Origin of the sequence: Methylobacterium sp. 17Sr1-1 (assembly GCF_003173775.1) — a bacterium.
Taxonomy (GTDB): Bacteria; Pseudomonadota; Alphaproteobacteria; order Rhizobiales; family Beijerinckiaceae; genus Methylobacterium.
This window is the reverse complement of sequence record NZ_CP029552.1, coordinates 5,381,039-5,407,500: the sequence shown is the minus strand read 5'-3', so window position 1 is coordinate 5,407,500 and position 26,462 is coordinate 5,381,039. Positions and strand designations below refer to the sequence as shown.

Sequence of the window (26,462 nt, the reverse complement as noted above, 5' to 3'; positions counted from 1 at the left end):
CGGCCCTCGTGCCCGCCGCGGGCGTCCTGGCCGCCGCGGCCGTCATGAGCCCGCGGCTCGCGGTGCTCCTGCGGCCGGCCGGCGCCGTGGCGCGGCTGGCCCTGGCCACCGCCGGGACGGCCCTGGCGCTGGCCGGGCTGCTGGCCCTGGCGGCCGCCGCCGGGACGCTGGCCGCGCGGGCCGGGCTGGCGCCGGTCGCGCTCGGCCTCGGCCACGGCCTGGGCGGCCTCCTCGCGGCTCGGGGGCACGAAGCCCTCGGGGATCGCCATCACCGGCACCTTCTGGCGGGTCAGGCGCTCGATGTCGCGCAGGTAGGCCTTCTCCTCGTCGTTGCAGAACGAGATCGCGAGGCCGTCCTTGCCGGCGCGCGCGGTGCGGCCGATGCGGTGGACATAGGCCTCCGGCACGTTCGGCAGGTCGAAGTTGACGACGTGCGAGACGCCGTCGACGTCGATGCCGCGGGCGGCGATGTCGGTCGCGACCAGCACCCGGCAGGTGCCGGCCCGGAAGGCGGCGAGCGCCCGCTCGCGCTGCGGCTGCGACTTGTTGCCGTGGATCGCCGCCGAGCCGATGCCGTCGCGCTCCAGGCCGCGCACCACGCGGTCGGCACCGTGCTTGGTGCGGGTGAAGACCAGCACGCGGTCGATCGTCTCGTCGCGCAGGATCGTGGCGAGCAGCGACTGCTTCGAGCCGGTCGGCACGAAGACGACCTTCTGGTCGACCCGCTCGGCGGTGGTGGCGACCGGGGTCACCGCCACCTGGACCGGGTTCTTCAGGTACTGGTCGGCCAGGCCGGCGATGTTCTTCGGCATGGTGGCCGAGAAGAACAGGCTCTGGCGCTGGGCCGGCAGCAGCTTCACGATGCGCTTGAGGGCGTGGATGAAGCCGAGGTCGAGCATCTGGTCGGCCTCGTCGAGGACCAGGTACTCGACGCCGTCGAGGGTGAGCGAGCGGCGGTCGATCAGGTCGAGGAGACGGCCCGGGGTGGCGACCAGCACGTCGACGCCGTTGGCGAGCGCCCGCTCCTGGCGGCCGATGGTGACGCCGCCGAACACCACCGTGGTGGTGAGCTTCAGGAACTGGCCGTATTCCTTGAAGCTGTCGGCGATCTGGCTGGCGAGCTCGCGGGTCGGGGCGAGCACCAGCACGCGGCAGCTGCGGCGCGGCGCGGGCTTGGCCGCGCCCTCGGTGGCGAGGCGGTGCAGGATCGGCAGCGCGAAGGAGGCGGTCTTGCCGGTGCCGGTCTGGGCGATGCCGCACAGGTCCTTGCCCTGCATGGCCGGCGGGATCGCCTGCGCCTGGATCGGGGTCGGCGTGACGTAGCCGGCCTGGGCGAGCGCCTTCAGGAGCGGCGCCGCGAGGCCGAAATCGGTGAACTGGGTCAAGGGAGTCTTCTTGGAATTTGGCAGCGGGATCGCCGCAAGGCACGCGCCATGCGCAGCCCTCATCGCGATCCTATGTCGGGAGACCGCCCGCGTGATGGAGCGATCCGAAGGGATCAGCGATTAAGAGAGGGCCGGGCCTGCCGCGCAGGTGCCGCGGCGAAATCCGTCACGCAGCCCTCTCGAGCGGACCACGATCGGCCGCTGACGCTGCAATCCGCCATATGGCGTTGTGCGGGTGCGAAGTCAATCGGCGGACGCTGCGTCGTGCACGCAGCACCCGTGCGGCGGGCGCTTGCCCTCCGCCCGGGCCCGATGATTGATACCCCGGAGAGTACTTCGGCTGGAGCCGCCCTCATGTCCGCCCACCACCCCGCCCTCGCCCGCGCCGAGGCCTTCGCGGCCCTCTACGGGTTGCGCCGGCCGCTGCTCCTCGCCCCGATGGCCGGGGCCTGCCCGCCGGCGCTCTCGCTCGCCGTGATGCGGGCCGGCGGGCTCGGGGCCTGCGGCGCCCTGCTCATGCAGCCGGCGGCGATCCTGGCCTGGGCCGACGCGGTGCGGGAGGCGGGACCCTTCCAGATCAACCTCTGGATCCCCGATCCCGCCCCCGCGCGTGACCCAGATCACGAGGCGCGCTTGCGCGCCTTCCTCGGCCGCTTCGGGCCGGCGGTGCCGCCGGAGGCCGGCGATGCGGCACCGCCCGACTTCACCGCCCAGTGCGAGGCGCTGATCGCGGCCCGGCCGCGCGTCGTCTCCTCGATCATGGGACTCTACCCGCCGGCCTTCGTCGCCCGCCTCAAGGAGCGCGGCATCGCCTGGTGGGCCACCGCCACGACGGTGGCGGAGGCGCTGGCGGCCGAGGCTGCCGGGGCCGATGCCGTGGTGGTGCAGGGCGCCGAGGCCGGCGGCCATCGCGGCGCGTTCCGGGCCGATCAGGCCGAGGCCCAGGCGGTCGGCCTGATGGCGCTGCTGCCGGCGGTCGTCGACGCGGTGAGCGTTCCGGTCGTCGCCACCGGCGGCATCGCCGAGGCCCGTGGGGCCGCCGCGGCACTGCTCCTCGGGGCCAGCGCCGTGCAGATCGGTACCGGCTTCCTGCGCTGCCCCGAGGCCGGGATCCCGTCGGCCTGGGCCGACGGTCTCGGGCGGGCGCGCCCGGAGGAGACCCGCCTCACCCGCGCCTTCAGCGGTCGCACCGGCCGCAGCCTCGCCACGGACTACGTGGCTGCCGCCGCAGCGCCGGACGCGCCGGTCCCCGCCCCCTACCCGGTCCAGCGCGGCCTGACGCAGGCGATGCGCGAGGCGGCGGTCAAGGAGGGCGATCTTTCCCGCATGCAGGCCTGGGCCGGGCAGGCCGCGGGTCTGGCGCGGGCGGTGCCGGCGGGCGAGGTGGTCGAGGGGATCTGGGAGGAGACGCAGGGGTTGTTGCGGTGACGCTCCGGAGATCCCTGGGACGATCCTGAAGCATCCGTCCAGACCGCCGTCACGGGATCGGGCAGGCGACAAATTCCGATAAGGCTTCGGCCCGTCGAGAGAGATCATCGAGGCGGGGGTACCGACCGGTCGTGATCGTGTCGGGCAGCACATGTCGCGTGAACCGCCAGGTGACGGCCGCCGTGATATCGGCCTGCATCGGACGTTCGCCGAAGCTCCAGCCGTCAGTCACCCCGGCGAACTCAGCCTCCAGAAGGTCGTAAGCCGCCAGCAGTTGCCGCTCGACGCGATCCAGCCAGGGTTGGTGCTGCTCCTCGGCGGGGCGGAGGTTCTGCTCGTAGACGATCCGGACGCTCTTACAGCGTTCGGCTGCGGCTCTCCGAGGATTGGTCGATCGAGCGCATGGCGGAAGAGGCCGGCGTCAGCGTGACGGGACTGCATCGCCATGTGCGGTCGGCGACAGGCCTGTCGCCGGGGGCCTGGCTGATCGCCGAGCGGGTCCGACACGCGCGCGGCCTCTTGGAAGAAACCACCCTGTCGATCGACGCGGTAGCCCGGGCCTCCGGGTTCGGTGAGGCGGTCAACCTGCGAAAGCATTTCGGGCGAGCGGTCGGCCTGTCGCCAACGGCCTACCGTCTCCGGTTCGATACCAGTACCGCTCGCTGACGCGGACGCGGTTCGACCGGTGCATCACTCCTCCGCCGCCAGCGGCTTCGCCACGTCCTCCAGCGACTTCCGCTCCGCCGCCACCCCCCAGATCCCCGCCACCACGCCGGCGGCGATCATCAGCACGGAGGCCAGCAGGTACCCGCCGAGGATGGCGTTGCGGGAATGGCCCTCGATCAGCACCCCGAACAGGGCCGGCCCCACCGCCCCGACCGACGTGCCGACGGCGTAGAACAGCGCGATGGCGAGCGCCCGGATCTCGAGCGGGAAGACCTCGCTCACCGTCAGGTAGGCCGAGCTCGCCGCCGCCGAGGCGAAGAAGAACACCGCCATCCAGCACAGGGTCAGGGTCGTGGCGGTGACGATCTCCTGCTGGAACGCCCACCCGCTCAGGGCCAGCAGCACCCCGGACATCCCGTAGGTGAAGGCGATCATCGGCTTGCGGCCGACGGTGTCGAACAGCCGCCCGAGCAGCACCGGCCCGAAGAAATTGCCGGCGGCGAAGGGCAGGATGTACCAGCCGACGCCGTCCGCCGGCACGCGGTAGAAGTCGATCAGGATCAGCGCGTAGGTGAAGAAGATCGCGTTGTAGAAGAAGGCCTGGGCCGACATCAGCGCGAGGCCGACCCATGCCCGCTGCCGGTAGGTCTTGAGGGCCGAAAACACCTCGGCGAGCGGGGTGTGGCTGCGCTGGCGCAGGCGCGCCTTCGGGAACGGGCCGTCGCTCAAGGAGTGGCCCTCGGCGCGGAAGCGCGCCTCGATCCCGGCGACCAGCGCCTCGGCCTCCTCGTGCCGCCCGTGGGTCATCAGCCAGCGCGGGCTCTCGGGGATCCAGGTCCGCAGGAACAGGATGACGAGGCCGAGGAAGGCGCCGAGCCCGAAGGCGACGCGCCAGCCGATGTCGGGCCCGAACAGGGCGGGATCGAGCACGACCAGCGAGGTGCCGGCGCCCAGCACCGCGCCGAGCCAGAAGCTACCGTTGATGACGAGGTCGGTCCAGCCCCGGGCCCGGGCCGGGATCAGCTCCTGGATCGTCGAGTTGATCGCCGTGTACTCGCCGCCGATGCCGGCCCCGGTGAGGAAGCGGAAGAGGCAGAAGCTCCACAGGTTCCAGGACAGGCCGGTGGCGGCGGTGGCCGCCAGGTACACCGCCAGGGTGATGAAGAAGAGCTTTTTGCGCCCGAGCCGGTCGGTGAGCCAGCCGAAGCCGACCGCCCCGAGCACTGCGCCGGCGAGGTAGCTCGAGGTCGCGAGCCCGATCTCGGCGTTGGAGAAGTGCAGCGTCGGGCTCGCCTTGAGGGCGCCGGCGAGTGCCCCGGCCAGCGTCACCTCCAGCCCGTCGAGCACCCAGGTGATGCCGAGCGCCAGCACCACGAGGGTGTGGAACCGGCCCCAGGGCAGCCGGTCGAGCCGGGCCGAGACGTCCGTCTCGATCACGCCGCCGGGCGCGGCGCGGGTGGCGGAAGGAGAGGTCATCGGGGCCTTTTTCGGCGGGCGGGGCTCGTTCCGACAAGATGGCCCCCGGAGCCGCGACGGGAACCCGCAACGGGCCCGAAACATGGCCCGGCCCTCGAGATCCTGTCCCGGTCCTCTACCCTGTCGGCCCCCTACCCCTTGGCGCCGACCGGCTTGAACACGCCGGTCGAGGTCGCCACCACCCGCCCGGCCTCGTCGCGGATCTCGGCGTCGCAGAACAGGATCGACTGCCCGGCCCGCGCCACCCGGCCTTCCGCCAGGAGCACGCCGTGGCCGGGCGAGAGGAAGCGGGTCTGCATGTCGAGGGTCACGACCGGCCGGCCGGCGGTGAGCCGGGCTACCGTGCCCATGGCGATGTCGAGCAGCGTGCAGAGGATGCCGCCATGGGCGATGCCGAGGTTGTTGCCGTGCTGCGGCCCCAGCGCGAGGCGCAGGCGGGTGCGCCCCTCGACGATCTCCAGCGCCTCGATGCCGCAGAGCCGGGCGAACGGGATGTCCGCCCCGTAGATCAAGCTGGTATCCGCCTCGTCCATCGATCCGCTCCGGTCCTCGCGTGCCGCACCTATGCGGAGAGTTCGCCGGCCTGGCAATTCGCGCTATGCTCCCGCCGCAGGGCCGGACGGCGTCGTCCGGCCAGGCAGGGTGACCCCGCAAGGCAGCCCCCTTTCATGCGCCGAACGCCCCGGCCTCTCGCGGCCGCGGCGCGATGCAAAGAGAATCCATGAGCGCTTCGCCCCCCTCCTCCTTCGTCCGCACCCGCTGGTGGTGGGTGCGTCACGCCCCCGTGCGGGGCGATGGCGGCCGCATCTACGGCGGCCAGGACATCGCGTGCGATTGCGGCGACGCGCACGTCTTCTCCGGCCTCGCCCCGGTGCTGCCCCGTGGCGCGGTGTGGGTCGCGAGCCATCTCGGCCGCACCCGCCAGACCGCCGAGGCCCTGTGGCAGGCGGGCGACTTCACGGTGGACGGTCGGGTGCCGCGCCTCACCGCCCTGCCGGCCCTCGCCGAGCAGAATCTCGGCGAGTGGCAGGGCCGGGACCGGGCGCGCTTCTTCGCCGAGCGCCAGCCCGACGCCGCGAGCTACTGGTTCGCCCCCGCCGAGGAGCGCCCGCCGGGCGGCGAGAGCTTCTCGGAGCTGTACGCGCGGGTGACGGCGGCGGTCGACGAGCTCACCGCCGAGCATAGCGGCCGCGACATCGTGGCGGTGGCCCATGGCGGCACGATCCGGGCCGCGATCGCGCAGGCGCTGAACCTGTCGCCCCAGGGCGGCCTCGCCTTCGCGATCGAGAACTGCTCGCTCACCCGGCTCGACCATTACGCCGGCCCGGACGGGACGGGCTGGCGCGTCGGCATGGTGAACGCCCAGCCCTGGCTCGGTGCGGCGGAGGGGGCCGGGCCGGCGGCCTGACGCGCGGCCATACCGGTTTTTCAGCGCCGGCCCGCATGGGCGACGGTTGACAACCGGGTCCCCTTGTCCGGACCATGCGCCCGGGCGCCCTCGACGGCGTACCGCACGAACGAACGTCTTCGAACGAAGGACGGACCGGGTGAGGACAACGCATCTGGCGGCGGCTCCGGCCGTCGTGGCGCCGAGCGTGGCTCGGCAGGGGGCGGCCTGCGCGCAGCGGGCGCCCGGGGGCAATCCGAACGGGCCCGGTCGCGCCGCGGCGGCCCGCAATGCGGCGGAGGATCTCGGCGGCATGGTGCCCGGGGCCCCCGTCACGACCGCCCAGGCCCGGTGCCGGCGCCAGTCGCGAGGGCCACGCACATGACACTCCGCTGGCGCCGCCGCCCGGAGGGCTCGACCTGGGGCGATTTCGGCCCCGACGACGAGCTCGGCCGGCTCAATCTGCTGACCTCCGAGAAGGTGCGCCAGGGCGCGGCCGAGGTGCGGGAGGGCCTGACCTTCTGCCTCAGCCTGCCCCTCGATTATCCGGGCGGCAACGTCCTCAACCCGCGCCGCCACCCGCCGCAGATCCGCCCGACGGTGCGGGCGAGCGGCCGGCCGAACATGAACTTCCCCGTCTGCGAGGAGGTGCCCGACGCCACCGACGTGATCAGCGACGACCTCGCGGTGCTCCACCTGCAATACTCGACGCAATGGGACAGCCTCGCCCATGTCGGCTCGCTGTTCGACGTCGAGGGCGACGGCACCCCGCGTCCGGTCTACTACAACGGCTTCCGCGCCGGCTCCGACATCACCGGGCCGGCGACGCCGGAAGAAGCGGGAGCCCCCTCCCGCGCCCAGGCGCTCGGCATCGAGCGGCTGGCCGAGCGCGGCATGCAGGGCCGCGGCGTGATGATCGACCTCCACGCCCATGTCGGCGACGCGCGGGTGGCTTTGGGATACGACGGGTTGCGCCGCATCCTCGACGCGGACGGCGTCACGGTCGAGCCCGGCGACATGGTCTGCCTGCATACCGGCTTCGCCGAGCGGCTGCTCGGCATGAACCGCAATCCCGATCCGGCCGTGGTCCACGACCTCTGCGCCGGGCTCGACGGGCGCGACCGCAAGCTCCTCAACTGGATCACCGATTCGGGATTGGTCGCCCTCATCGCCGACAATTACGCCGTCGAGGTCCATCCGGCGCTGCCGGCGGAGGGGTGCTGCGCCACGCTGCCGCTCCACGAGCACTGCCTGTTCCGCCTCGGGGTCAATCTCGGCGAGCTGTGGCACCTCACCCCGCTCGCCGCCTGGCTGCGGGCACATGGCCGTTACCGCTTCCTCCTCACCGCGCCGCCCCTGCGGCTGCCCGGCGCGGTCGGCTCGCCGACGACGCCGATCGCGACCGTCTGAGCGGGGCCCTGTGAGGGCCGGATGACCGTACGGCTTCTTCGTGCCCGTGCGGCGGGATGGTGGCGGGAGCGGGGCGTCGCACGGCCGCGGCCGTGGTGGGATGTGTGAGCCGCACCGCCGTGTTTCTCCCACCCACGGCCTCATCCTGAGGTGTGGAGCGATCGACGATCGCGGAGCCTCGAAGGAGGCCTCCGGGAATCTCGGAGATTTCTGGAGCCCTCCGTCGAGGCCGCCACGCGGCACCTCAGGATGAGGTCGCGGGTGGGACGGTGATGCGGAGCATCGTCGATCCAAGCTGTCCCGGAACGATCACAACGAACCAACATGGGAGGACGATCATGAGCGAGATCGCGGTCATCGGGGCCGGGCTGATGGGGCATGGCATCGCCCTGGTCCTGGCGCTGGGCGGGCACCGGGTGCGGCTGACCGACAGCCGCCCCGAGACCCTGGAGCGGGTGCCGGGCCTGATCGCCTCCGCCCTCGACACCCTGCGCGAGGCCGGCGCCGTCTCGGCCGACTGGACGCCGGAGCGGGCGGCGGACGCCATCCGCCTCGAACCCGACCTCGGCGCCACCGTCGCGGGGGCACACCTCGTCATCGAGGCGATCACCGAGAACCCGGAGGCGAAGCGCGCGCTGTTCGCCGAGCTCGACCGGCTCTGCGATCCCGAGACGCGGATCGCCAGCAACACCAGCTACCTCGACGTCTTCCCGCTGATCCCGGACGCCCGTCAGGCGCGCGCCCTGGTGATGCACTGGTACACCCCGCCCTACATCGTCGACCTCGTCGACGTGGTGCCGGGCCCCCACACCGATCCGGCGGTGATCGAGGAGGCGCGCCAGCTCGTCCTCGGCCTCGGCCAGGTGCCGATCGTGCTCAAGCGCTTCATCCCGGGCTACGTCGCCAACCGGATCCAGTCGGCGATCTCGGCCGAGGTCTACCACCTGCTCGACGAGGGCGTGGCCTCGGCGCGCGAGATCGACGACGCGATCATCCACGGCCTGGCGCTGCGCATCCCGATCCTCGGCCACCTCGCCAAGGCGGATTTCACCGGCATCGAGCTGCTGCGGCACGCGCTCGCCAATGCGAGCTACAGCCCGCCGCCGGCCCGCACCCGCTCGGAGGCGATCGACGACCTGGTGGCCCAGGGGCGCACCGGCGTGATGGCCGGCAAGGGCTTCTTCGACTGGGGCGGACGCGATCCGGCCGAGCTCTTTCGCGATCGCGACCGCCGCCTGCTCGCCCTCAAGCAGGCGATGAAGCAGGTCGGCCGGATGGAAGGAGAGTAAGTGCACCTCACACAACTCCCGACGCGCCGGCATCGCTCGCGCGAGAAGCGACGCGATCGGGAGTGGTGTGGGAGACACTCAACCCGTCGACCGGGGCCGCTGCGGCGCTATAACCGGGGAGTGTGAGTGCTCCGGAGGCGAGGCGGCGGCCATGTTCGAGTTCCCGGTCCTGTTCGGCGACATCGGTGGCACCAACGCGCGCTTCGCCGTGCAGGAGAAGCCGGGGGCCGAGCCCGTCGTGCTCGCCCACGAGAAGACCGCCGCCTATCCCGATCCGAGCGCGGCGATCCGCGCTGCCCTGGCGCAGAGCACGGTCGCCCCGCCCCGTTCCGCCATCCTGGCGGTGGCCGCCCGGGTCGACGGACCGGCGGTCCACCTCACCAACGCCCATTGGGTGATCGAGGGCGAGCGGATCGGCCGCGATTTCGGCCTCGCCAGCTGCCGGATCGTCAACGACTACGTGCCGGTGGCGGCCGGCGCCGCCGCCCTCGACCCGGCCGGGCGCGACCGCTCGATCCTCGAGCAGATCGGCCCGACTCTCTGTCCGGACGGCGGCGCGCGCCTGGTGCTCGGCCCCGGCACCGGCTTCGGGGCCGCCGGCCTCGTGCCCTACGGCAAGCAGCTCGCCATCGTGTCGACCGAGGCCGGACACGTCGATCTCGGGCCGAGCGACGCGGAGGACTTCGAATTCTGGCCGCGCCTCGCGCGGATCGAGGGGCGGATCACCGTCGAATCCCTGCTCTCCGGCCCCGGCCTGTCCCGGCTCCATGCGGGTCTCGGCGGCGGCGAGCGGGACGCGAAGGACATCACCGAGCGCGGGATGTCGGGCGAGGATCCGGCGGCTGAGCGGACGCTCCGGGTTTTTTCCAGGCTGCTCGGGCGCGTCTGCGGCGACCTCGCCCTCACCTTCCTGGCGACCGGCGGGGTCTATATCGGCGGTGGCATCGTGCCCCGGATCCTCGACCTGCTCAACGAGGGCGAGTTCCGGCAGGCCTTCGAGTACAAGCCGCCCTTCTCCGACCGCATGAAGCAGATCCCGACCTGCGTCATCACCATCGCCGACCCGGCTCTCGCCGGCCTCTCGGCGCTGGCCTGCCAGCCGGACCGGTTCGCGTATGACGGGCAGCATTGGACGGCGTGACGCGCCGACCTCTCGCTCACCTCTCCCTTTCCCGAACGACTGCAACGAAGTGGAAGGAGATCCGGGATCCAGTGGAGGAAGTGCCGCGAAGCGGCTCTGGATCCCTGATCTCCTTCCGCTGACGCTCCAGTCGTCCCGGAGACGGATAGGAATTAAATCATTAGTACCCCTTCCACAATCCCGGCGTCGCCAGCTCCACCAGGTGCCCGTCCGGATCGCGGAAATACAGGCTGACGCCGCCGCGCGGCCAGGTCGTGCGTCCCTCGATCGGGATGCCGTGCGCGGTCAGGTGCCGCTCCCAGTCCTCGAGCGCACTGGCCGGGATCGAGAGCGCGAGGTGCAGCGGGCCCGAGCCGTCATGGGGCGGGATGGTGCCGCCGGGCGTGGGGATCGGGTGCAGCGAGCCGCCGCGGGGAAACAGCAGCAGGACGCCGCGCCCGGCGACGTCGTAGGCCCGCATCCGATGGTCCTCGTGGAGACAGGGCAGGCCGATCGGCCCGCCCCAGAACGCGGCCGCCCGCGCGAGGTCGTCGACGTAGAGGACCGTCTCGAGGATCCCGGCGATCTCCGGCATGGCGCCACCTCCCGACCGGATGAACGCGCGGGCGGTCCCGGTGGTTACGCGGCGGCCGGGTTGACGGCCTCCTCCGCGAGCTCCGACAGGAGCTCGTCGGTGTTCTCCTCCTCGACCAGGGTCTCCTTGATCAGGCCCTCGGCCTCGCCGAAGCCGAGCTGCTTGGCCCAGGCCAGCAGGGTGCCGTAGCGGGTGATCTCGTAATGCTCCACCGCCTGCGCGGCGGCGATCAGACCGGCATCGAGGGCCTCGCTGCCGGAGAATTCCTGCATCACCTCCTCGCCCTCCGCGATGATGCCCTGGATCGCCTGGCAGGTGACGCCCTCGGGCTTCTCGCCGATGCTCCGAAACACCTGGTCGAGGCGCTTCACCTGCTCGCGCGTCTCCTCGACATGCACGCCGAACGCGCCGCGCAGCTCCTCCGAGCGGGCGGCCTTCGCCATCTTCGGCAGCGCCTTCAGGATCGCGTTCTCGGCGAAGTAGGTGTCCTTCAGCTGGTGCAGGAAGAGCGCCCGAAGGTTCTTGTCGTCGGCCATGAGATGCTCCCGTGGGGTACCGATATACCCCGGCAACTCGCGGGCGGCCCGCTTCGTTCCGGCCAAGATCACGGCCAAGATCACGGCCTTGCGACGGGCCCTGGTTCCGGGAACCGATCGTCGCCATTGTCATAGTCGGGGGCGTGGATCCGAGGGAGACGACGCCATGACCACGATGTTCGAGGAGCGGGAGCGGGCCGCCGAGGCGCTGTTCGCCCTCGACGAGGAGCTGCGCTTCCTCGCTCTCGCCCGGCGCAACAAGATGCTCGGCGCCTGGATGTGCGAACGCCTGAATCTCGGCGGCCGCGAGGCCGAGGCCTACAAGAGCCGCCTGGTCGAGGCGGGCTCGGTTCCACCCGGCCCCGGCCGCACCGCGGACGAGGCCCTGGTCGAGCGGCTGCGCGCCGACCTCGCCGCCGGAGGCGCCGGGGCGGAGGCCGACGAACTGCCCGGGCTGATCGCCCGCTACGGCGCCGAGGCGGCCCGGACCGTGCGCGAGCAGGCCCGGGCGAGTTGATCGGGAGAGATGATCAGAAGAAGGTCGGCCGCGCGCTGGCGGTGTGCTCCTTGAGCACGGCGCCGGTCGTGGTGTCGACCTCCTTCATCAGGACGTCGTAGCCCCACAGGTCGGCGAGGTGCTGGAGCACCCGCATCGCGTCATCCTTGTTGAGCAGGACGCGATTGAGCACCTTGTGGTGCAGGATCAGCTTGCGGTCGCCCTCGAGGTCGACGTCAACCACCTCGATGTCGGGATCGAGCCAGGCGACGTCGTATTGCCGGGCGAAGGCTCGACGCAACTTCCGATACCCGCGCTCGTCGTGGATCGCCTCGACCCGCAGTTCGGGCTTGTCCGGATCGTCGGTGACGTGGAACAGCCGCAGCTGGCGCATCAGCTTCGGGCTGAGGAACTGCGCGATGAAGCTCTCGTCGCGATAATTGGCCCAGACGTCGCGCAGCACGCCCATCGGATCGCCGCTGCCGGCGATGTCGGGGAACCAGGCCCGATCCTCCTCGGTCGGCTCGGTGCAGATTCGGGCGATGTCCGTCATCATCGCGAAGCCGATGGCGTAGGGGTTGTGCCCGCCGTAATGCCGGTCGTCGTAGGTCGGCTGCCGGATCACGTTGGTGTGCGATTGCAGGAATTCGAGGTAGGCCGCCTCGTCGATCTGCCCGGTCTCCGACAGCCGGGTCATGATCCGGTAGTGGTTGTAGGTGGCGCAGCCCTCGTTCATCACCTTGGTCTGGCGCTGCGGGTAGAAGTACTGCGCGACGTGGCGGACGATGCGCAGGATCTCGCGCTGCCAGGGCTGGAGCCGCGGCGCCGCCTTCTCCAGGAAGTAGAGGATGTTCTCCTGCGGCAGTTCCAGCAGCGCCCGGCGGCGCTCGGCCTGCGGGTCGGGCTTGCCGGCCTGGGTCTTGGCCGGCAGGGTGCGCCACAGGTCGTTGTACATCCTCTCCTGGTGCTCCTGGCGCTCGCGCTCGCGGCGCTGCTCGGAGGAGAGGTCGGGGCGCTTCTTGCGCGGATAGCGGTGGACGCCCTGGTTCATCAGCGCGTGGGCGGCGTCGAGCACCGACTCGACGGCGTTGTGGCCGTAGCGCTCCTCGCAGCGGGTGATGAAGGTCTTGGCGAAGTCCAGGTAGTCGAGGATGCCTTCCGCGTCGGTCCACTGGCGGAAGAGATAGTTGTTCTTGAAGAAGTGGTTGTGGCCGAAGGCGGCGTGGGCGATGACCAGCGTCTGCATCGTCGCCGTGTTCTCCTCCATGATGTAGGAGATGCACGGGTCGGAATTGATGACGATCTCGTAGGCCAGCCCCATCAGGCCGCGGCGGTAGCCGGCCTCGTGCTGGGCGAAGTGCTTGCCGAACGACCAGTGCTTGTAGAACAGCGGCATGCCGATCGACGCGTAGGCGTCGAGCATCTGCTCGGCGGTGATGATCTCGATCTGGTTCGGGTACCAGCTCAGGCCCAGCTCCGGCCCGGCGATCGCCTCGCAGGCGTCGTGGATGCGCCGGATGGTGTCGAAGTCCCAGTCGTTGCCGGTGAAGAGCGGGGTGTTCTTGACGATCACGGCCGGGCCGGCGGGCCGTGCGCCGAAGGTGGCGGAACTCATCGGGCTTCGGACCTCCCGGAACCTCTGGAGCATTTTCCGACGAAGTGGGTACCGGTTCGTCGAAGAAAATGCGGCTAAACTGACTCGAGAGCATCCCCCGGCGGGATGCGAACCCTGAACGTCGGACCCGCGGCTCCGACGGAGCCGCGGGCCCGTCACGGCGACGCGGCGTCCTGCCCGGCCTTGTTGCGGGCGAACAGCTCGCGGAAGACCGGATAGATGTCGCGGCGGTGGTTGACCTTGCGCATCGCCAGCACCGAGTTGGCCTTGGAGACCGGCTCGTAGGTGCGCCACAGGGTGGTGCGGTGCTCGACGAAGCCCGCCCGCGGACCGCCCTCGTCGCCGACCTCGAGATAGGCGAAGTACTGGCAGGCCGGCAGGATCGCGGAGCGCAGCAGATCCTGCGAGGTGGGGCCGTCGCTCGACACGTTGTCGCCGTCCGAGGCCTGCGCCGCGTAGATGTTCCAGTCCTCGGGATTGTAGCGCTCGGCGATGATCCGCTTCATCTCGACCAGGGCCGAGGAGACCAGCGTGCCGCCGGTCTCGCGCGAGCCGAAGAACGTCTCCTCGTCGACCTCCTTGGCGTGGTCGGTGTGGCGGATGAAGACGATCTCGACGTGCTTGTAGCGCCTCGTCAGGAAGATGTGCAGCAGGATGTAGAACCTCTTGGCGAGGTCCTTCATGTGCTCGGTCATCGAGCCCGAGACGTCCATCAGGCAGAACATCACCGCCTGGGCGACGGGGCGCGGATAGGGCTCGAAGCGCCGGTAGCGCAGGTCGATTGGGTCGACGTAGGGAATGCGCTGCGAGCGGGTGCGCAGGCGCTCCAGTTCCGCCTTCAGCTCGTCGAGGATCACCGCGTCGGGCTGGCTCTCCTCCAGCGCCCGGATCTCCTCCTCCAGAACCTCCATCTCGGCGGCCTTCGGCCGCTTGAGGGCGATGCGCCGCGACAGCGAGTTCCGCAGGGTGCGCCCGAGCGCGAGGTTGGCGGGCGAGCCGGACACCGTGTAGCCGGCCCGGCGCAGGGTCGCGGTCTCGACCACCGCGAGGCGGCGCTTGGCGAGGTCGGGCAGTTCGAGGTCTTCGAGGAAGAGTTCCAGGAACTCCTCGCGGGTGAGGACGAAGCGGAACGTGTCCTCGCCGTCCGCCCCGCCGTCGCTGCCCTCGCCGCTGCCGCCGCCTCCCCCGCCGCCCCCCGGCGGGCGCTCGATCAGGTCACCCTCGATATAGGTCTTGTTGCCGGGCAGGATGTGGTCCTGCATCCCGGTCGAGGGATTGCGGGTGAATTTCGGCTCGCGCACGCCGTCGACTGGAACGGTGACGTTGCCGTCCTTCCCGAGGTCCTTGATGTCCTTCTCCCGGGCCGCCTCGCGCACGGCGCGCTGGGCCACGTCCCGGACCCGGCGCAGGAAGCGCTGCCGGTTCGCCAGGCTCTTGCCGCCGGGATTGAGGCGTCGATCGATGATGTGCATCCGCTTCGCGCTCTCCGATCACGCCACCATACCGTATCGGGGCCATCCCCCGCCACCGCTCCACCCGGGGGAGGCCGGACGGCCCGCGGGGCACTTCTCCTCGCGGGCCGCGATGGGTTGCCTCAGTCTTAGCCAGCTTGCTTGACGCGCATGTACCACTCGACCAGGCGGCGGACCTGCCGCTCGGTATAGCCGCGGTCCTTCATCCGCTCGACGAACTCGCCGTGCTTCTTCTCGGTCTCGCTGTCCTTCTTCGAGCCGAAGGAGATCACCGGCAGAAGCTCCTCGACCTGGCTGAACATCCGCCGCTCGATCACCTCGCGGATCTTCTCGTAGGAGGTCCAGGACGGGTTGCGCCCGCCGTGCTGGGCCCGCGAGCGCAGGGCGAACTTCACCACCTCGTTGCGAAAATCCTTCGGGTTGGCGATGCCCGCCGGCTTCTCGATCTTGGTGAGTTCCTGGTTCAGGAGCTCGCGGTTCAGCAGCTGCCCGGTCTCCGGATCCTTGAAGTCCTGGTCCTCGATCCAGGCATCCGCATAGTCGATGTAGCGGTCGAACAGGTTCTGGCCGTAATCGTGGTACGATTCGAGGTAGGCCTTCTGGATCTCGTGGCCGATGAACTCCGCGTAGCGCGGTGCCAGCTCGCCCTTGATGAATTCCAGGTAGCGCTTCTCGGTCTCGGGCGGCAGCTGCTCGCGGCGCAGCGACTGCTCGAGGACGTACATCAGGTGCACCGGGTCGGCCGAGACCTCGGTGGTGTCGTGGTTGAAGGTGGCGGCCATCACCTTGAAGGCGAAGCGGGTCGAGATCCCGTCCATGCCCTCGTCGACGCCGGCGGTGTCCTTGTACTCCTGCATCGAGCGGGCGCGGGGGTCGACCTCGCGCAGGGACTCGCCGTCATAGACCCGCATCTTGGAGAAGACGTTCGAGTTCGCGTGCTCGCGCAGGCGCGAGAGCACCGAGAACCGGGCCAGCATCTCCAGCGTGCCGGGGGCGCAGCGGGCGGTGGCGAGCTCGGAGCCGGAGACCAGCTTCTCGTAGATCCGCTGCTCCTCGGTCACCCGCAGGCAGTACGGCACCTTGATGACGTAGATGCGGTCGATGAAGGCTTCGTTGTTCTTGTTGGTCTTGAAGCTCTGCCACTCGGCCTCGTTCGAGTGGGCGAGGATGATCCCGGTGAAGGGAATCGCCCCGATATTCTCGGTGCCGACGTAGTTGCCCTCCTGCGTCGCGGTGAGCAGGGGGTGCAGCATCTTGATCGGCGCCTTGAACATCTCGACGAATTCGAGGATGCCCTGGTTCGCCCGGTTGAGGCCGCCCGAGTAGGAATAGGCGTCGGGATCGGCCTGGCTCAGGGTCTCGAGCTTGCGGATGTCGACCTTGCCGACCAGGGACGAGATGTCCTGGTTGTTCTCGTCGCCAGGCTCGGTCTTGGCGATACCGATCTGGCGCAGGCGCGACGGGTTGACCTTGACGACCCTGAACTTCGAGATGTCGCCGCCGAACTCGTCGAGGCGCTTGAGGCACCACGGGCTCATCAGGCCGGTGAGGCGCCGCCGCGGCACGCCGTAGCGCTCCTCGATCATCGCCCCCATCGTCTCGGGGTCGAACAGCACCAGCGGGCTCTCGAAGACTGGGCTCATCTCGTTGCCGGCCTTGAGCACGTAGATCGGGTGCACCTCCATCAGGGCCTTGAGCCGCTCGGCCAGGGACGACTTGCCGCCGCCCACGGGACCCAGCAGGTAGAGGATCTGCTTGCGCTCCTCGAGACCCTGCGCGGCATGGCGGAAGAACGAGACGATGCGCTCGATCGTCTCCTCCATGCCGTAGAACTCGGAGAAGGCGGGGTAGGTACGGATGGTCCGGTTCATGAAGATCCGGCCCAGACGCGGATCCCGCGCCGTATCGATGAACTCCGGCTTCCCGATCGCGTCGAGAATGCGCTCCGGCGCACTCGCGTACATCAGGGGATTGTCACGGCAGGCTTCGAGATATTCGGACAGGGACAGCTCCGCGTCCCGACGGGACTCGTAGCTGCGCGCGAAAGTTTGAAAGAGGTCGCTCGCTGACGGCATTGGCATTCCGGACCCTCACGACATCGCCAGGATCATCCTGTCCCGCCTCGGATGCAATCGATATCCCCATGTTTGTCGCAGCGCGGCGACGGAAGGAGGGGTGCGGAGGCGGCCAGGAGCCTGTATGCAGGCCGGTTGCGGGCAAGGCGCGTGCCGCGGTGGCCGGGAAAGTCTCAGATCCGCCAATACGAAAGCCGGTGACCCACCGGCCCTGTGCCGTAAAGGACACGCCTGTTCCGGTTTTTCCACACCCCCCGGAGTGCCGTCGGCAGCCCCGCGGGACTAAGTAAAGAACGCCGGCCGCGAGGTCGGCGTTCCCGCTTCGTTTCGCCCTCTACCAGGGTCTCACACACTGAGTGCGGAGCTGGCCGGCGATCAGAGGTCGACGGAATCCTTCTTCGCGCCGTCCTTGGCCCCGTCCTTGGCCCCGTCCTTCGGGCCTTCCTTGGTGCCGGCGGCCCCGACCGTGAGCTTGATGGTCTGGGTGCTGACGGCGCCGTCGGTGCCCTTGATCTCGACGGTGACCTCGTCGCTGCCGGTGAAGCCGGCCTTGCTCTCGTAGAACAGAGCCTGGACGTTGGCCTCGACGTTCGGGCAGCGATAGGTGGCCGGCGTCTTCACCTTGCCGGCGCGCTGGATCGTGGCGCCGTTCTTCGGCGCACCCGTCACCTTCAGTTCGGGCTGCGGCCCGAGCGAGCAATCCTTCTTCAGGTTCGGCACCATCACGAGCCGGACCTGCTTGCCGGAGGCGACGGAGTGCTCGCGCACCTTGGCGGCCTGCGCCAGGGCGGGGCCTGCGGCCAGCACGGGCCCGGCGGCCATCAGGACGGCGAGCGCCAGGGTCGGACGGAAGGGGCTGGTCATGTGGCTCTAAGCTCTCCGAGGGGATGCCGGCCGCATGTGGGGAGCGGTCCCGGCGCCGTCGAGGGCCGGGACGCGGGTTCCGTCGAGGAAACCGCCTAATGCAGGACCAGCATCACGAACAGGTTGAACAGCCCGAGCAGGGCCACGCCGCCGAGCCAGATCCAGTAGCCCCTGCCCTCGACCGGATAGTCGCCGATCATGCCGTCCCCTCCCCAGGCGCGTCGCCGGTCGCGGCCTGCAGCACCGCCAGGGTCGCGCCGGTCACCCGGGCGATCTGGGCCGGCGTGAACTCGCCCGCAAGGGCCGAGGCGAGCCCGCGCTCGATCCGCGCCCGCTCGCCGGCATCGCCGATCGGGTCGGCCGGGATGTCGCTCTCGCGCAGGCGGCAGGCGTCGCGAATCGTGTCGGCGGCGCAGGCCAGCACCTTGCGCTGATCGGGCGTCATGTCCCAGAGCGGCTGGCGCAGCCGCGCGATCACCCGCTTCGCGTCGCGGTAGTCGCGGTCGACGACGGGAATCGCCTCGATCTGGCTCACCAGCAGCACCAGTTCGAGCACGTCGGCGGTCGCCTCCGGGCAGGTGCGCACGACGCGCATCAGCCGGGCGATCAGCTCGGTCGTGGGAGAAACGTGGCGGCGGGGCTCGGCCATGTGCGCGTAACGCGGGCCCGCGCGTTCGGTTCTGAAACAGGACGGAAAATCATGTCGGTGGAACGAGGTGCGGAGCGATGCGGCGTCGAGGGCGATCGTTGCACCCACGCATCCGACATCCTCCTGGTCATTCCGGGGCCGCGAAGCGGAGCCCGGAATGACCAGAAGGGCGTGATCTCCGGCAAGCAAATCGGCGGAGGTCTTGCGGATGACGATGCCTTGGCGTGACCGACGCTGCCGTCACTCGCGTGCACAATCCTCGTCCGCCATCCGCAACCCGGCCAACGACCGCCGGCACGCCCGCAACTCGTCCAGCACCGCGGTGAGGCTCGCCCGGTCCGCCCGCCCGAGAGGCGGCGGGGCGGTCTCCGGCTCCGGCTCGTGGTCGGATTCGACGAAGGCGGGGGCGACCTGCTCGCCGCGGCCGACCGCCTGAACGAAGCGCATGCCGCGCTCGCGCAGCACCCGCTGGGCGCCGCGGATCGTGTAGCCCTGGCCGTAGAGCAGGCGGCGGATGCCGCGCAGGAGATCGACGTCGTCGGGGCGGTAGTAGCGCCGGTTGCCGCCGCGCTTGAGCGGTCGCACCTGGGTGAAGCGCGTCTCCCAGAAGCGCAGCACGTGCTGGGGCAGGTCGAGGTCCTGGGCGACCTCGCTGATGGTGCGGAAGGCGCCGGGTTCTTTCTCGGGCAGAAGGGCGCGGCCCGGGGTGTCGGCTCCGCCGGACTCCGGAAAATCCTCGTCCTCGATCGGCATCCCGGTCATCGGCCCGATCCTGCGTGAGAGCACTTCACGATTGCATTGCGCTCGTGAAGTGCTCTGGGTCTTTGATTTTGCCGCATTTTCTACGACGAACCGGTGTCCACGTCGTCGGAAAATGCTCTAGCCCGTGCGGCGCCCGGGCAGGCTCAACTGTCGTCGTCGTCCGGGGCGGCCTCGCCGTTGATCCGGGCCTTGAGGACGTTCGAGGGCTTGAACACCATCACCCGGCGCGGCTCGATCGCGACCTCGACGCCGGTCTTCGGGTTGCGGCCGACCCGCTTGCCCTTGTCGCGCACCACGAAGGAGCCGAACGAGGACAGCTTCACGGTCTCGCCGGAGGAGAGGCAGCCGCAGATCTCCGACAGCACGGTCTCCACCAGGGCGGCGGATTCCGTCCGCGACAGGCCGACCCGCTGGTAGACGGCCTCGCTCAGATCGGCCCGCGTGACCGTCTTGCCTGCCATCGTGCTGCTCCCCCGGCGGCTGATTCACGAACAACGTATGTCTATGATTGCGCACGCTAATCGGCGATGCGCGCCGGGTCAACCGGGCACCGGGCGGCTTCCCGGATAGTTTGCCGGCCTCACTCGGCCGTTCGCGCCGGAGAACCTACCAGCGGATCAGCGCGCTGCCCCAGGTGAAGCCGCCGCCGATCGCCTCGATCATCACGAGGTCGCCGCGCTTGATCCGGCCGTCGCGGCAGGCCGCGTCGAGCGCCAGCGGGATCGAGGCGGCCGAGGTGTTGCCGTGGCGGTCGACGGTGAGCACCACCTTCTCGCGGGCGATGCCGAGCTTGTCGGCCGAGGCCTCGATGATGCGGCGGTTGGCCTGGTGCGGCACGAACCAGTCGAGGTCGTCGGCGGTGGTGCCGGTCGCCTCGAAGGCCTGCGCGATCACGTCGGTGACCGAGCCGACGGCGAACCGAAACACCTCCTTGCCGACCATGCGCAGCTTGCCGGTCGTGCCGGTCGAGCCCGGGCCGCCGTCGACGTAGAGTTTTTCCCGGTGGCGGCCGTCGGCCCGGAGCTGACTCGTCAGCACGCCGCGGTCGCCCGAATGGCCCTCGCCGGGTTGAGCTTCCAGCACCAGGGCGCCGGCGCCGTCGCCGAACAGCACGCAGGTGGTGCGGTCCTCCCAGTCGAGCAACCGTGAAAAGGTCTCGGCGCCGACGACGAGGGCGCGGGTGGCCGCACCGGTGGTCAGGAACTTGTCGGCGGTGGCGACCGCGTAGACGAAGCCGGCGCAAACCGCCTGGAGGTCGAAGGCGGCCCCCGTCTGGATGCCGAGCCCGGCCTGGATCTGCGTCGCGGTCGACGGGAAGGTGTGGTCCGGCGTCGAGGTGGCGCAGATCACGAGGTCGATCGAGGCAGGGTCGATGTCGGCGTCGCGCAAGGCGGCCTCGGCCGCCTTGATGCCGAGCACCGAGGTGGTCTCGTCGGGCTCGGAGATGTGGCGCTGGCGGATGCCGGTGCGCTGGATGATCCAGTCGTCCGAGGTCTCGACCCGGGCGGCGAGGTCGTCGTTGGTGACGATGGTCCGCGGCAGGTAGGAGCCGCAGCCCCGCACCACCGAGCGAAGGCGGGTCATGATGCGTCCTCCCTTATGCCGAGGCGGTCTTCACGCCGAGGCCTGCGCCGGGGTCGCGTCGAGGCGCTCCCGGATCGTCCGCATCAGGTCGTGGCGGGCCATGTCGTAGGCGAGGTCGATCGCCGCGGCGAAGCCCTCGGCGTCGGCGGCGCCGTGGCTCTTGATGACGATGCCCTCGAGGCCGAGGAACACGCCGCCATTGGCCCGGCTCGGGTTCATCTTCTCGCGCAGGGCCCGGAAGGCGCCGCGGGCGAACAGGTAGCCGATCTTCGCCATCAGGGTCCGGCCCATCGCCCCTTTGAGGTACGCGGCGATCTGCTTGGCGGTTCCCTCGGCGGTCTTGAGCGCGATGTTGCCGGTGAAGCCCTCCGTCACCACCACGTCGACGGTGCCGCGGCCGAGATCGGTGCCCTCGACGAAGCCGTGATAGGCGAGCCCCGCCAGGTCGCCCTCGCGCAGCATGCGCGCGGCTTCCTTGACCGCCTCGTTGCCCTTCATCTCCTCGGTACCGACGTTGAGGAGCCCCACCGTCGGCCGGTCGAGGTCGAACACGATGCGGGCCATCGCGGCGCCCATCACCGCCATGTCGACGAGGTGGTTGGCATCGGTGCCGATGGTGGCGCCGACATCGAGCACCACGCTCTCGCCGCGCACCGTCGGCCACAGGCAGGCGATGGCCGGGCGCTCGATGTGCGACATCGTCTTGAGGCAGATCTTCGACATCGCCATCAGCGCGCCGGTATTGCCCGCCGACACCGCGGCATCGGCCTCGCCGTCGCGCACGGCCTGGATCGCCTTCCACATCGACGACTTGCCGCGGCCCGAGCGCACCGCCTGGCTCGGCTTCTCGTCCATGGCGACCGCCACGGTGGTGTGGCGGATCTCGACCGCTCCCTTCAGGCGCGGCTCGGCCGCGACCAGGGGAGTGAGCACCGCCTCGTCGCCGAACATCAGGAAGGTCGTCTCGGGGTGGCGCTCGCGGGCGAGCCCCGCACCGGGCACGACCGTCGAGGGGCCGTGATCGCCGCCCATCGCGTCGAGCGAGATGCGCACTCTCTGGGACATGGGGGTGTCGAACAGCCTCTCGGATCCGCCGGGGGCGCGCGAACGAGGGGTCCGCGGCGCGGCGGAAAATAGCGACCCGGGCCCAAGCCGCAAACGAATTCTGAACTCTTTTCGCTGCGACGGCTTCCGGGCGTCGTCAGTCGTCCTTGCCCTTCAAGCCTTGCAGCGCGGCAAAGGGCGTCTCTTCCTCTTCGGCCGCCGGTGCCTCGAAGGCGACGCCGGGTTTTCGCGGATAGGGATCGAGGCCGAGCGCCAGGAACTCGGCGGCCAGGCTGCCGAGGTCGATGCGGCCGTTGACGATCGGGTCGGGGATGTCGGCATCCTCCGCCGGCGTACCCGCGAAGGCGTCCTGGGCGGCGAAATCGACGTCGACCTCCTCGCTCACGCTACCGTCGAACGGCTCCAGCGTGACGACGCAGGTCTGCGTGACGGCCGCCTCGACGGTGCCGGTGACCTGGAGCCGGTGCAGCGAGCCCGAGAGCCGGAAGGTGCCGGTGAGCCGCGCGATCCCCGGCAGGCCGAAATCGCGGGCCAAAGCCGCGCGCTCCTCCTCGTTCGCCTCGACGGTGACGGGCTGACCGGTCTTCAGGGTGCGTTCGACCAGGATCGGGCGGGAGAACGGGCCGACGCTGTCGGGGGTCATCAAGGGCTCCTTCTCGGATCCTGGGGTTGGGACGGGCGCGGCAGCCTGAGGGGCGCTCGCGCGGCAGGCGGTCAGACGCTCGTCGCCTGGAGATGCGTCGCGGCCCGCTCCGGTGCAAGAGCCGTCCTGGTGCAAGAGCCGCCCCGGGGCGACGGGCTTCTCCGGAGCGGGAGCCGTCAGGCCGGGCCTGCGGCGAAGCCCGCCGGATCGGGCAGGACCGGGCCCGTCGCCATCAGGGCGTCGAGGTCGGTCGCGGCCAGCCCCGCATCGGCCGCCGCCACGTACGCGGCGAGCCCCCGTGCTGCCTCCGGCTCCTCGCGCGCCAGCACGTTGCGGGCGAGCGCCGCCGCGAGCGCGCCGCGGTCGCCGGCATCGAGGGCGGCATCGTAGGCGCTCGCGCGGCCGTAGAAGGCCTGGGCCAGCTTCTTCATCCGCTTCGAGACGCCCATGTCGCCGACGCCGAGCTCGCGCAGGGACGAATCGAGCTGCGCGAAGACCGAGTTGACGAGGTCCTGGGCGATGTCCGCCGCCGGGGCCGGCAGGCGGCGCAGGTGGCGCAGCACCAGCACGACGTGCAGGCACAGGGCCTCGAACCGGCCCTCCACCGTGTCGGGCACGCCGAGATCGAGGTAGAGCGCCGGCACCCGGGCCCCGGCATTGATCCGCACGTGCAACGCCTCGATGGCACGCCGGCGGGCATCCTCGCGGCGGAAGGGGTTTCGCATCATCGTGAGGTGTCTCGCCTTCCGCCATCGCCCCGCGCCGGCGGGGCCTCACTCGCATCCATCGTCGAACATCGGCGGCGCCAACCTTGGCCGTGCCTTGCCAACGCCACAACCCCGGGGTACGGCAGCGGTCGCTTCTCGCGCAAGGCTGCCATCCGGCCGGCCGACACACTGTCCCGCACCTGTTTCCCGAGGTCTCGATGCCGCGCCGCTTCACACCGTCGCTCCTCCGCCTCGCCGCGGCCGGCCTGATCGGTCTGTCGGCCGCGGGCTGCGTGATCGGCGAAGAGTTCCGGCACGGCTACATCATCGACGATGCCGCCGTCGCCCAGGTGCGGCCCGGCGCCAGCGCCGAGCAGGTGCTCCAGCTCCTCGGCACGCCGACCACCGTCTCCACGGTCGGCAACAAGTCCTGGTACTACATCAGCCAGAACACCCAGCGCCCGGTGATGTTCATCGGCGAGCGCCCGAAGGACCAGCGAGTCCTGGCGGTGTACTTCAACGCCGGCTTCAAGGTCGAGCGCGTCGCGCTCTACGGCGAGCAGGACGGCAAGGTGTTCGACTTCATCTCCCGCACCACGCCGACCAGCGGCGGCGAGCAGGCCTTCCTCGGTCAGCTGATGCGCGGCCTGACCAAGTTCGAGCCGTTCGGCAACGCGCGGTAAGGGGTCGCGGGGCGCGCCCCGCCTCCCGGAATTCCAAAAAACTTGAACGACCGGCGGAGCAGGTCCGCCGGTCGCTGACGTGCGTCCGTCTGCGGGTGAATCGGCGCTCAGGGACGCGTCACGGCCGCCCGGTGAGCTAAGGTCTTCCGGTCAGCCAGGTCTTCGCCCGCACGAGGTCCGCCTGCGACAGGCCGTGGCTGGCGGGCAGCACCTCGTGGGTGACGGCAGCACCCGCCTCCTTCAGCATCGCGGCGAGGCGCGCGGCGTTGTCGGCGGGCACGATCGGATCCATCCGGCCCGACAGGATCAGCACCGGTTCCCCCGTCAGGCGCCCGGCCGGCGGAGTAGAGAGCGGCACCATCGCCCGCAGCAGCACGGCGCCGGCGAGCACGCCCGGATGCAGCAACATCACGGCGGCGGCGATGTTGGCGCCGTTCGAGAAGCCGACGGCGAGCGGCGCCGCGAGGCCGTATTCCGCCCGCGCCGCCGTGACGAAGCCGGCGAGGTCGCCGGCCCGGCGCACCACGTCCGCCTCGTCGAACACGCCCTCGGCGAGGCGGCGGAAGAAGCGCGGCGCGCCGCCCTCCAGCACCTGGCCCCGGGGCGACAGCAGGGCCGCCCCGGGCAACAGCGCCCGGCCGAGGGGCAGGAGGTCGTCCTCGTCGCCCCCGGTGCCGTGCAGGAGCAGGAGCGGCACCGCGCCTGAATCCGTGGCGGGCTCGAAGCGGTGCTGGAACGACAGGGCGGTCATCGGCTCGTCTCCGGAGCGGGGTTTCAGGTATCGAAGAGCTTCGCGACCCGCTGCGTCTCGCGGGCGAGGAGGTGCGCGTCTCCGGCCACCGCCACGAAGCCGAATCCGGCCTCGAAATCGGCCCTGGCGCCGGCCTCGTTGAAGTTGAGCAGGCCCGCGGCCTTGCCGGCCCCGCGGATCCGCGGCAGGGCGGCGGCGATCGCCGCGCGGACCGGGGCCGCGTTGGGCTGTCCGAGATGGCCCATGCTGGCGGCCAGATCGTTGGGGCCGATGAACACGCCGTCGACGCCCTCGACCGCGGCGATCTCGCCGGCGGCCTCCAGCGCTTCCTTGGTCTCGACCTGCACCACGACGCAGACCTCGTCGCCCGAGCGGGCGTGGTAATCGGGCCGCAACCCGTAGCCGGTGGCCCGGGAGGTGCCGGCGAAGCCCCGGATGCCGTGCGGCGGGTAGCGCGTCGCGGCGACCGCCCGGCGCGCCTCCTCGGCGCTCTGCACGAACGGGAACATCAGCGAGCGGGCGCCCTGGTCGAGCAGGCGCTTGACGATGACCGGCTCGTTCCACGGCACCCGCACCACCGGCTCGGCGGTGCCACCCTCGGCCGCCCGCAGATGGTCGACGACCTGGATCAGGTCGTTGGGCGAGTGCTCCATGTCGATCAGCATCCAGGCGAAGCCGGCGCCGGCGGCGAGCTCGGTGATGCCGGGCGAGCCGGTGGTCATCCACAGGCCGGCCTGGCGGCGTCCCTCGGCGAGGCCGCGCTTGAACGGGTTGTCGAAGGATCTCATGGCGTGTTCTCCCCTCTCTCGACCGATTTCACACCCTCCGGGTCATTCCGGGGCCGCGCAGCGGAGCCCGGAATCCGGAAACTCAGGTGCCTCCGAAGAGAGCGGCCTCGTCCCGCCCCTTCCTGCACACTCAGCGCTTCTGGATCCCGGGCTCTCGCCAAGGCTCGCCCCGGGATGACCCTGTGCGGTGGAGACCGGTGTGGAATTTTCTCTTGATACCGCCGACTCTCAGGCCGCCGGCGTCAGGTGCTTGAACATGTGCCCGCGCGCCTCGGCATCCAGCTCGGCCTTGAAGGTGAAGCGGTCCTTCAGGGCGATGGCCTTGGCGGCGGCGGGACGCGCGGCGATCGCGTCATGGTGGCGCTTCACGTTCGGGAACGCCGCGAAGGCGCCCTCCCCCAGCACGAAGGGCAGCATCCGGGACCAGCCCCAGACCGCCATGTCGACGATGCCGTAGGCGTCGCCCACCATCCACTCGCGCCCGGCGAGGTGACCGTCGAGCACGCCGTAATGGCGCTTCACCTCGTACTGGTAGCGGTCGTTCGCGTAGGCCACCGGCTCGGGGGCGAAATGGCGGAAATGCACCGCCTGGCCCGAGAACGGCCCGATCCCGGTCGCCACGAACATCAGCCAGGACAGGAGCGCGCCGCGCTCGGCGGGCGGGGCCAGGAAGCGGCCGGTCTTCTCGGCGAGGTAGAGCAGGATCGCGTTCGAGTCGAACACCACCGTGCCGTCGTCGACGATCGCCGGCACCTTGCCGTTCGGGTTGAGCTTCAGGAACTCGGGCGCGAACTGCTCGCCCTTGCGGGTATCGACCGCCACCGGCTCGTAAGCGAGCTCCGCCTCTTCCAGGAAGAGCGCGACCTTGGTCGGGTTGGGCGAGCCGTTGAAGTAGAACGTGATCATCCGGGCCTCCGGGCAGCGGCGTGGAGCCGTGGGCCACAGGGCCCCAGATCCGGGCGCGGATCAATCGAACGGCCTGAAACCCAGCGTTGCCGTGCAGGGCCTGGACTCCG

General features: G+C 70.6%; 28 protein-coding genes (1 of these 28 cut by a window edge). 8 read left to right on the top strand and 20 right to left on the bottom strand.

Annotated features, from left to right (window positions below):
- Positions 1-1,385, bottom strand: partial view of a DEAD/DEAH box helicase gene (locus DK412_RS24555; RefSeq protein WP_245447239.1) — the 5' portion only. It extends 181 nt beyond the left edge of the window; the window shows 1,385 of its 1,566 coding nt (coding positions 1-1,385); its start codon is at positions 1,383-1,385; its stop codon lies beyond the left edge, outside the window.
- A gap of 354 nt (positions 1,386-1,739) precedes the next feature.
- Between DK412_RS24555 and DK412_RS24550 the strand changes: the two genes are divergently transcribed.
- Complete coding sequence (locus DK412_RS24550; RefSeq protein ID WP_109974107.1) at positions 1,740-2,813, top strand: nitronate monooxygenase; 1,074 nt, start codon at positions 1,740-1,742, stop codon at positions 2,811-2,813.
- A gap of 49 nt (positions 2,814-2,862) precedes the next feature.
- Here DK412_RS24550 and DK412_RS24545 read toward each other — a convergent pair whose 3' ends face one another.
- The gene (locus tag DK412_RS24545; protein WP_109974106.1) at positions 2,863-3,159 is read right to left on the bottom strand and encodes a glutathione S-transferase C-terminal domain-containing protein; all 297 of its coding nucleotides are present in this window, start codon (positions 3,157-3,159) and stop codon (positions 2,863-2,865) included.
- Positions 3,160-3,215: 56 nt separating this feature from the next.
- Between DK412_RS24545 and DK412_RS24540 the strand changes: the two genes are divergently transcribed.
- Complete coding sequence (locus DK412_RS24540) at positions 3,216-3,479, top strand: helix-turn-helix domain-containing protein (RefSeq protein ID WP_109974105.1); 264 nt, start codon at positions 3,216-3,218, stop codon at positions 3,477-3,479.
- A 24-nt stretch (positions 3,480-3,503) separates the two neighbouring features.
- Here DK412_RS24540 and DK412_RS24535 read toward each other — a convergent pair whose 3' ends face one another.
- Together DK412_RS24535 and DK412_RS24530 are read right to left on the bottom strand one after the other, a co-directional pair.
- Positions 3,504-4,955 carry an MFS transporter gene (locus DK412_RS24535; protein WP_109974104.1) on the bottom strand — a complete coding sequence of 484 codons (1,452 nt, stop codon included), beginning with the start codon at positions 4,953-4,955 and terminating at the stop codon, positions 3,504-3,506.
- 131 nt (positions 4,956-5,086) lie between these two features.
- Complete coding sequence (locus tag DK412_RS24530) at positions 5,087-5,488, bottom strand: PaaI family thioesterase (protein ID WP_109974103.1); 402 nt, start codon at positions 5,486-5,488, stop codon at positions 5,087-5,089.
- Between the two features lie 188 nt (positions 5,489-5,676).
- On the opposite strand from DK412_RS24530, the gene DK412_RS24525 reads away from it, so the two are divergent.
- From DK412_RS24525 to DK412_RS24510, 4 genes are all read left to right on the top strand, one after another.
- Positions 5,677-6,363 (top strand): histidine phosphatase family protein, encoded by a 687-nt coding sequence (locus DK412_RS24525; protein WP_109974102.1) that lies wholly within the window; start codon positions 5,677-5,679, stop codon positions 6,361-6,363.
- Positions 6,364-6,723: 360 nt separating this feature from the next.
- Complete coding sequence (locus DK412_RS24520; RefSeq protein ID WP_109974101.1) at positions 6,724-7,752, top strand: cyclase family protein; 1,029 nt, start codon at positions 6,724-6,726, stop codon at positions 7,750-7,752.
- A 338-nt stretch (positions 7,753-8,090) separates the two neighbouring features.
- Complete coding sequence (locus tag DK412_RS24515; protein ID WP_109974100.1) at positions 8,091-9,041, top strand: 3-hydroxyacyl-CoA dehydrogenase family protein; 951 nt, start codon at positions 8,091-8,093, stop codon at positions 9,039-9,041.
- A gap of 151 nt (positions 9,042-9,192) precedes the next feature.
- Positions 9,193-10,182 (top strand): glucokinase, encoded by a 990-nt coding sequence (locus tag DK412_RS24510; protein WP_109974099.1) that lies wholly within the window; start codon positions 9,193-9,195, stop codon positions 10,180-10,182.
- A 160-nt stretch (positions 10,183-10,342) separates the two neighbouring features.
- On the opposite strand, the gene DK412_RS24505 is transcribed toward DK412_RS24510, so the two are convergent.
- On the bottom strand, positions 10,343-10,756 hold the full coding sequence (locus tag DK412_RS24505) for a VOC family protein (RefSeq protein ID WP_109974098.1): 414 nt from the start codon (positions 10,754-10,756) through the stop codon (positions 10,343-10,345).
- 44 nt (positions 10,757-10,800) lie between these two features.
- Positions 10,801-11,292: a ferritin-like domain-containing protein gene (locus DK412_RS24500; protein WP_109974097.1), complete on the bottom strand. Its 492-nt coding sequence runs from the start codon at positions 11,290-11,292 to the stop codon at positions 10,801-10,803.
- A 166-nt stretch (positions 11,293-11,458) separates the two neighbouring features.
- Between DK412_RS24500 and DK412_RS24495 the strand changes: the two genes are divergently transcribed.
- A complete protein-coding gene (locus DK412_RS24495) occupies positions 11,459-11,809 on the top strand; it encodes an ATPase inhibitor subunit zeta (protein WP_109974096.1) in 351 nt (116 codons plus the stop codon).
- Positions 11,810-11,822: 13 nt separating this feature from the next.
- Here DK412_RS24495 and DK412_RS24490 read toward each other — a convergent pair whose 3' ends face one another.
- From DK412_RS24490 to DK412_RS24440, 11 genes are all read right to left on the bottom strand, one after another.
- Positions 11,823-13,403 (bottom strand): SpoVR family protein, encoded by a 1,581-nt coding sequence (locus DK412_RS24490; protein WP_109974095.1) that lies wholly within the window; start codon positions 13,401-13,403, stop codon positions 11,823-11,825.
- Between the two features lie 155 nt (positions 13,404-13,558).
- Positions 13,559-14,875, bottom strand: coding sequence for a YeaH/YhbH family protein (locus DK412_RS24485; protein ID WP_109974094.1), 1,317 nt, complete (start codon positions 14,873-14,875; stop codon positions 13,559-13,561).
- A gap of 128 nt (positions 14,876-15,003) precedes the next feature.
- Positions 15,004-16,956, bottom strand: coding sequence for a PrkA family serine protein kinase (locus DK412_RS24480; protein WP_109974093.1), 1,953 nt, complete (start codon positions 16,954-16,956; stop codon positions 15,004-15,006).
- Positions 16,957-17,325: 369 nt separating this feature from the next.
- A complete protein-coding gene (locus DK412_RS24475; RefSeq protein ID WP_245447237.1) occupies positions 17,326-17,814 on the bottom strand; it encodes a 4-aminobutyrate aminotransferase in 489 nt (162 codons plus the stop codon).
- 196 nt (positions 17,815-18,010) lie between these two features.
- A complete protein-coding gene (locus DK412_RS24470) occupies positions 18,011-18,463 on the bottom strand; it encodes a hypothetical protein (RefSeq protein WP_109974092.1) in 453 nt (150 codons plus the stop codon).
- 240 nt (positions 18,464-18,703) lie between these two features.
- Entirely contained in the window at positions 18,704-19,225 is a 522-nt protein-coding gene (locus tag DK412_RS24465; protein WP_245447235.1) for a MerR family transcriptional regulator, read from the bottom strand.
- 143 nt (positions 19,226-19,368) lie between these two features.
- Positions 19,369-19,686, bottom strand: a complete 318-nt coding sequence (locus tag DK412_RS24460) for an integration host factor subunit alpha (RefSeq protein WP_109974091.1) — start codon at positions 19,684-19,686, stop codon at positions 19,369-19,371.
- Positions 19,687-19,831: 145 nt separating this feature from the next.
- Positions 19,832-20,809, bottom strand: coding sequence for a beta-ketoacyl-ACP synthase III (locus tag DK412_RS24455; RefSeq protein WP_109974090.1), 978 nt, complete (start codon positions 20,807-20,809; stop codon positions 19,832-19,834).
- Positions 20,810-20,839: 30 nt separating this feature from the next.
- Positions 20,840-21,874, bottom strand: a complete 1,035-nt coding sequence (gene plsX, locus DK412_RS24450; RefSeq protein WP_109974089.1) for a phosphate acyltransferase PlsX — start codon at positions 21,872-21,874, stop codon at positions 20,840-20,842.
- Positions 21,875-22,010: 136 nt separating this feature from the next.
- Positions 22,011-22,517 (bottom strand): DUF177 domain-containing protein, encoded by a 507-nt coding sequence (locus DK412_RS24445; protein WP_109974088.1) that lies wholly within the window; start codon positions 22,515-22,517, stop codon positions 22,011-22,013.
- A gap of 176 nt (positions 22,518-22,693) precedes the next feature.
- The gene (locus tag DK412_RS24440; RefSeq protein WP_109974087.1) at positions 22,694-23,245 is read right to left on the bottom strand and encodes a ubiquinol-cytochrome C chaperone family protein; all 552 of its coding nucleotides are present in this window, start codon (positions 23,243-23,245) and stop codon (positions 22,694-22,696) included.
- A gap of 197 nt (positions 23,246-23,442) precedes the next feature.
- Between DK412_RS24440 and DK412_RS24435 the strand changes: the two genes are divergently transcribed.
- A complete protein-coding gene (locus DK412_RS24435; RefSeq protein WP_093569933.1) occupies positions 23,443-23,907 on the top strand; it encodes an outer membrane protein assembly factor BamE in 465 nt (154 codons plus the stop codon).
- Between the two features lie 136 nt (positions 23,908-24,043).
- Here the strand turns inward: DK412_RS24435 and DK412_RS24430 are convergent, their stop codons facing one another.
- The 3 genes from DK412_RS24430 to DK412_RS24420 all read right to left on the bottom strand — a co-directional run bounded on the left by DK412_RS24430 (position 24,044) and on the right by DK412_RS24420 (position 26,352).
- Entirely contained in the window at positions 24,044-24,658 is a 615-nt protein-coding gene (locus DK412_RS24430; protein WP_109974086.1) for an alpha/beta hydrolase, read from the bottom strand.
- Between the two features lie 23 nt (positions 24,659-24,681).
- Positions 24,682-25,446: an aldolase/citrate lyase family protein gene (locus tag DK412_RS24425; protein ID WP_109974085.1), complete on the bottom strand. Its 765-nt coding sequence runs from the start codon at positions 25,444-25,446 to the stop codon at positions 24,682-24,684.
- A 228-nt stretch (positions 25,447-25,674) separates the two neighbouring features.
- Positions 25,675-26,352 carry a glutathione S-transferase N-terminal domain-containing protein gene (locus DK412_RS24420; protein WP_109974084.1) on the bottom strand — a complete coding sequence of 226 codons (678 nt, stop codon included), beginning with the start codon at positions 26,350-26,352 and terminating at the stop codon, positions 25,675-25,677.
- Positions 26,353-26,462: the final 110 nt, after the last annotated feature.

What these genes read in the sequence shown, in the direction of transcription:
- DK412_RS24505 (WP_109974098.1), bottom strand. Translation starts at nt 10,756, where the DNA reads ATGCCGGAGATCGCCGGGATCCTCGAGACGGTCCTCTACGTCGACGAC.
- DK412_RS24475 (WP_245447237.1), bottom strand. Translation starts at nt 17,814, where the DNA reads ATGACCAGCCCCTTCCGTCCGACCCTGGCGCTCGCCGTCCTGATGGCC.
- DK412_RS24525 (WP_109974102.1), top strand. Translation starts at nt 5,677, where the DNA reads ATGAGCGCTTCGCCCCCCTCCTCCTTCGTCCGCACCCGCTGGTGGTGG.
- DK412_RS24445 (WP_109974088.1), bottom strand. Translation starts at nt 22,517, where the DNA reads ATGACCCCCGACAGCGTCGGCCCGTTCTCCCGCCCGATCCTGGTCGAA.
- DK412_RS24465 (WP_245447235.1), bottom strand. Translation starts at nt 19,225, where the DNA reads ATGACCGGGATGCCGATCGAGGACGAGGATTTTCCGGAGTCCGGCGGA.
- DK412_RS24540 (WP_109974105.1), top strand. Translation starts at nt 3,216, where the DNA reads ATGGCGGAAGAGGCCGGCGTCAGCGTGACGGGACTGCATCGCCATGTG.
- DK412_RS24470 (WP_109974092.1), bottom strand. Translation starts at nt 18,463, where the DNA reads ATGGCCGAGCCCCGCCGCCACGTTTCTCCCACGACCGAGCTGATCGCC.
- DK412_RS24455 (WP_109974090.1), bottom strand. Translation starts at nt 20,809, where the DNA reads ATGACCCGCCTTCGCTCGGTGGTGCGGGGCTGCGGCTCCTACCTGCCG.
- plsX (WP_109974089.1), bottom strand. Translation starts at nt 21,874, where the DNA reads ATGTCCCAGAGAGTGCGCATCTCGCTCGACGCGATGGGCGGCGATCAC.
- DK412_RS24530 (WP_109974103.1), bottom strand. Translation starts at nt 5,488, where the DNA reads ATGGACGAGGCGGATACCAGCTTGATCTACGGGGCGGACATCCCGTTC.
- DK412_RS24460 (WP_109974091.1), bottom strand. Translation starts at nt 19,686, where the DNA reads ATGGCAGGCAAGACGGTCACGCGGGCCGATCTGAGCGAGGCCGTCTAC.
- DK412_RS24420 (WP_109974084.1), bottom strand. Translation starts at nt 26,352, where the DNA reads ATGATCACGTTCTACTTCAACGGCTCGCCCAACCCGACCAAGGTCGCG.
- DK412_RS24440 (WP_109974087.1), bottom strand. Translation starts at nt 23,245, where the DNA reads ATGATGCGAAACCCCTTCCGCCGCGAGGATGCCCGCCGGCGTGCCATC.
- DK412_RS24500 (WP_109974097.1), bottom strand. Translation starts at nt 11,292, where the DNA reads ATGGCCGACGACAAGAACCTTCGGGCGCTCTTCCTGCACCAGCTGAAG.
- DK412_RS24425 (WP_109974085.1), bottom strand. Translation starts at nt 25,446, where the DNA reads ATGAGATCCTTCGACAACCCGTTCAAGCGCGGCCTCGCCGAGGGACGC.
- DK412_RS24495 (WP_109974096.1), top strand. Translation starts at nt 11,459, where the DNA reads ATGACCACGATGTTCGAGGAGCGGGAGCGGGCCGCCGAGGCGCTGTTC.
- DK412_RS24430 (WP_109974086.1), bottom strand. Translation starts at nt 24,658, where the DNA reads ATGACCGCCCTGTCGTTCCAGCACCGCTTCGAGCCCGCCACGGATTCA.
- DK412_RS24535 (WP_109974104.1), bottom strand. Translation starts at nt 4,955, where the DNA reads ATGACCTCTCCTTCCGCCACCCGCGCCGCGCCCGGCGGCGTGATCGAG.
- DK412_RS24520 (WP_109974101.1), top strand. Translation starts at nt 6,724, where the DNA reads ATGACACTCCGCTGGCGCCGCCGCCCGGAGGGCTCGACCTGGGGCGAT.
- DK412_RS24550 (WP_109974107.1), top strand. Translation starts at nt 1,740, where the DNA reads ATGTCCGCCCACCACCCCGCCCTCGCCCGCGCCGAGGCCTTCGCGGCC.
- DK412_RS24485 (WP_109974094.1), bottom strand. Translation starts at nt 14,875, where the DNA reads ATGCACATCATCGATCGACGCCTCAATCCCGGCGGCAAGAGCCTGGCG.
- DK412_RS24515 (WP_109974100.1), top strand. Translation starts at nt 8,091, where the DNA reads ATGAGCGAGATCGCGGTCATCGGGGCCGGGCTGATGGGGCATGGCATC.
- DK412_RS24490 (WP_109974095.1), bottom strand. Translation starts at nt 13,403, where the DNA reads ATGAGTTCCGCCACCTTCGGCGCACGGCCCGCCGGCCCGGCCGTGATC.
- DK412_RS24435 (WP_093569933.1), top strand. Translation starts at nt 23,443, where the DNA reads ATGCCGCGCCGCTTCACACCGTCGCTCCTCCGCCTCGCCGCGGCCGGC.
- DK412_RS24480 (WP_109974093.1), bottom strand. Translation starts at nt 16,956, where the DNA reads ATGCCAATGCCGTCAGCGAGCGACCTCTTTCAAACTTTCGCGCGCAGC.
- DK412_RS24510 (WP_109974099.1), top strand. Translation starts at nt 9,193, where the DNA reads ATGTTCGAGTTCCCGGTCCTGTTCGGCGACATCGGTGGCACCAACGCG.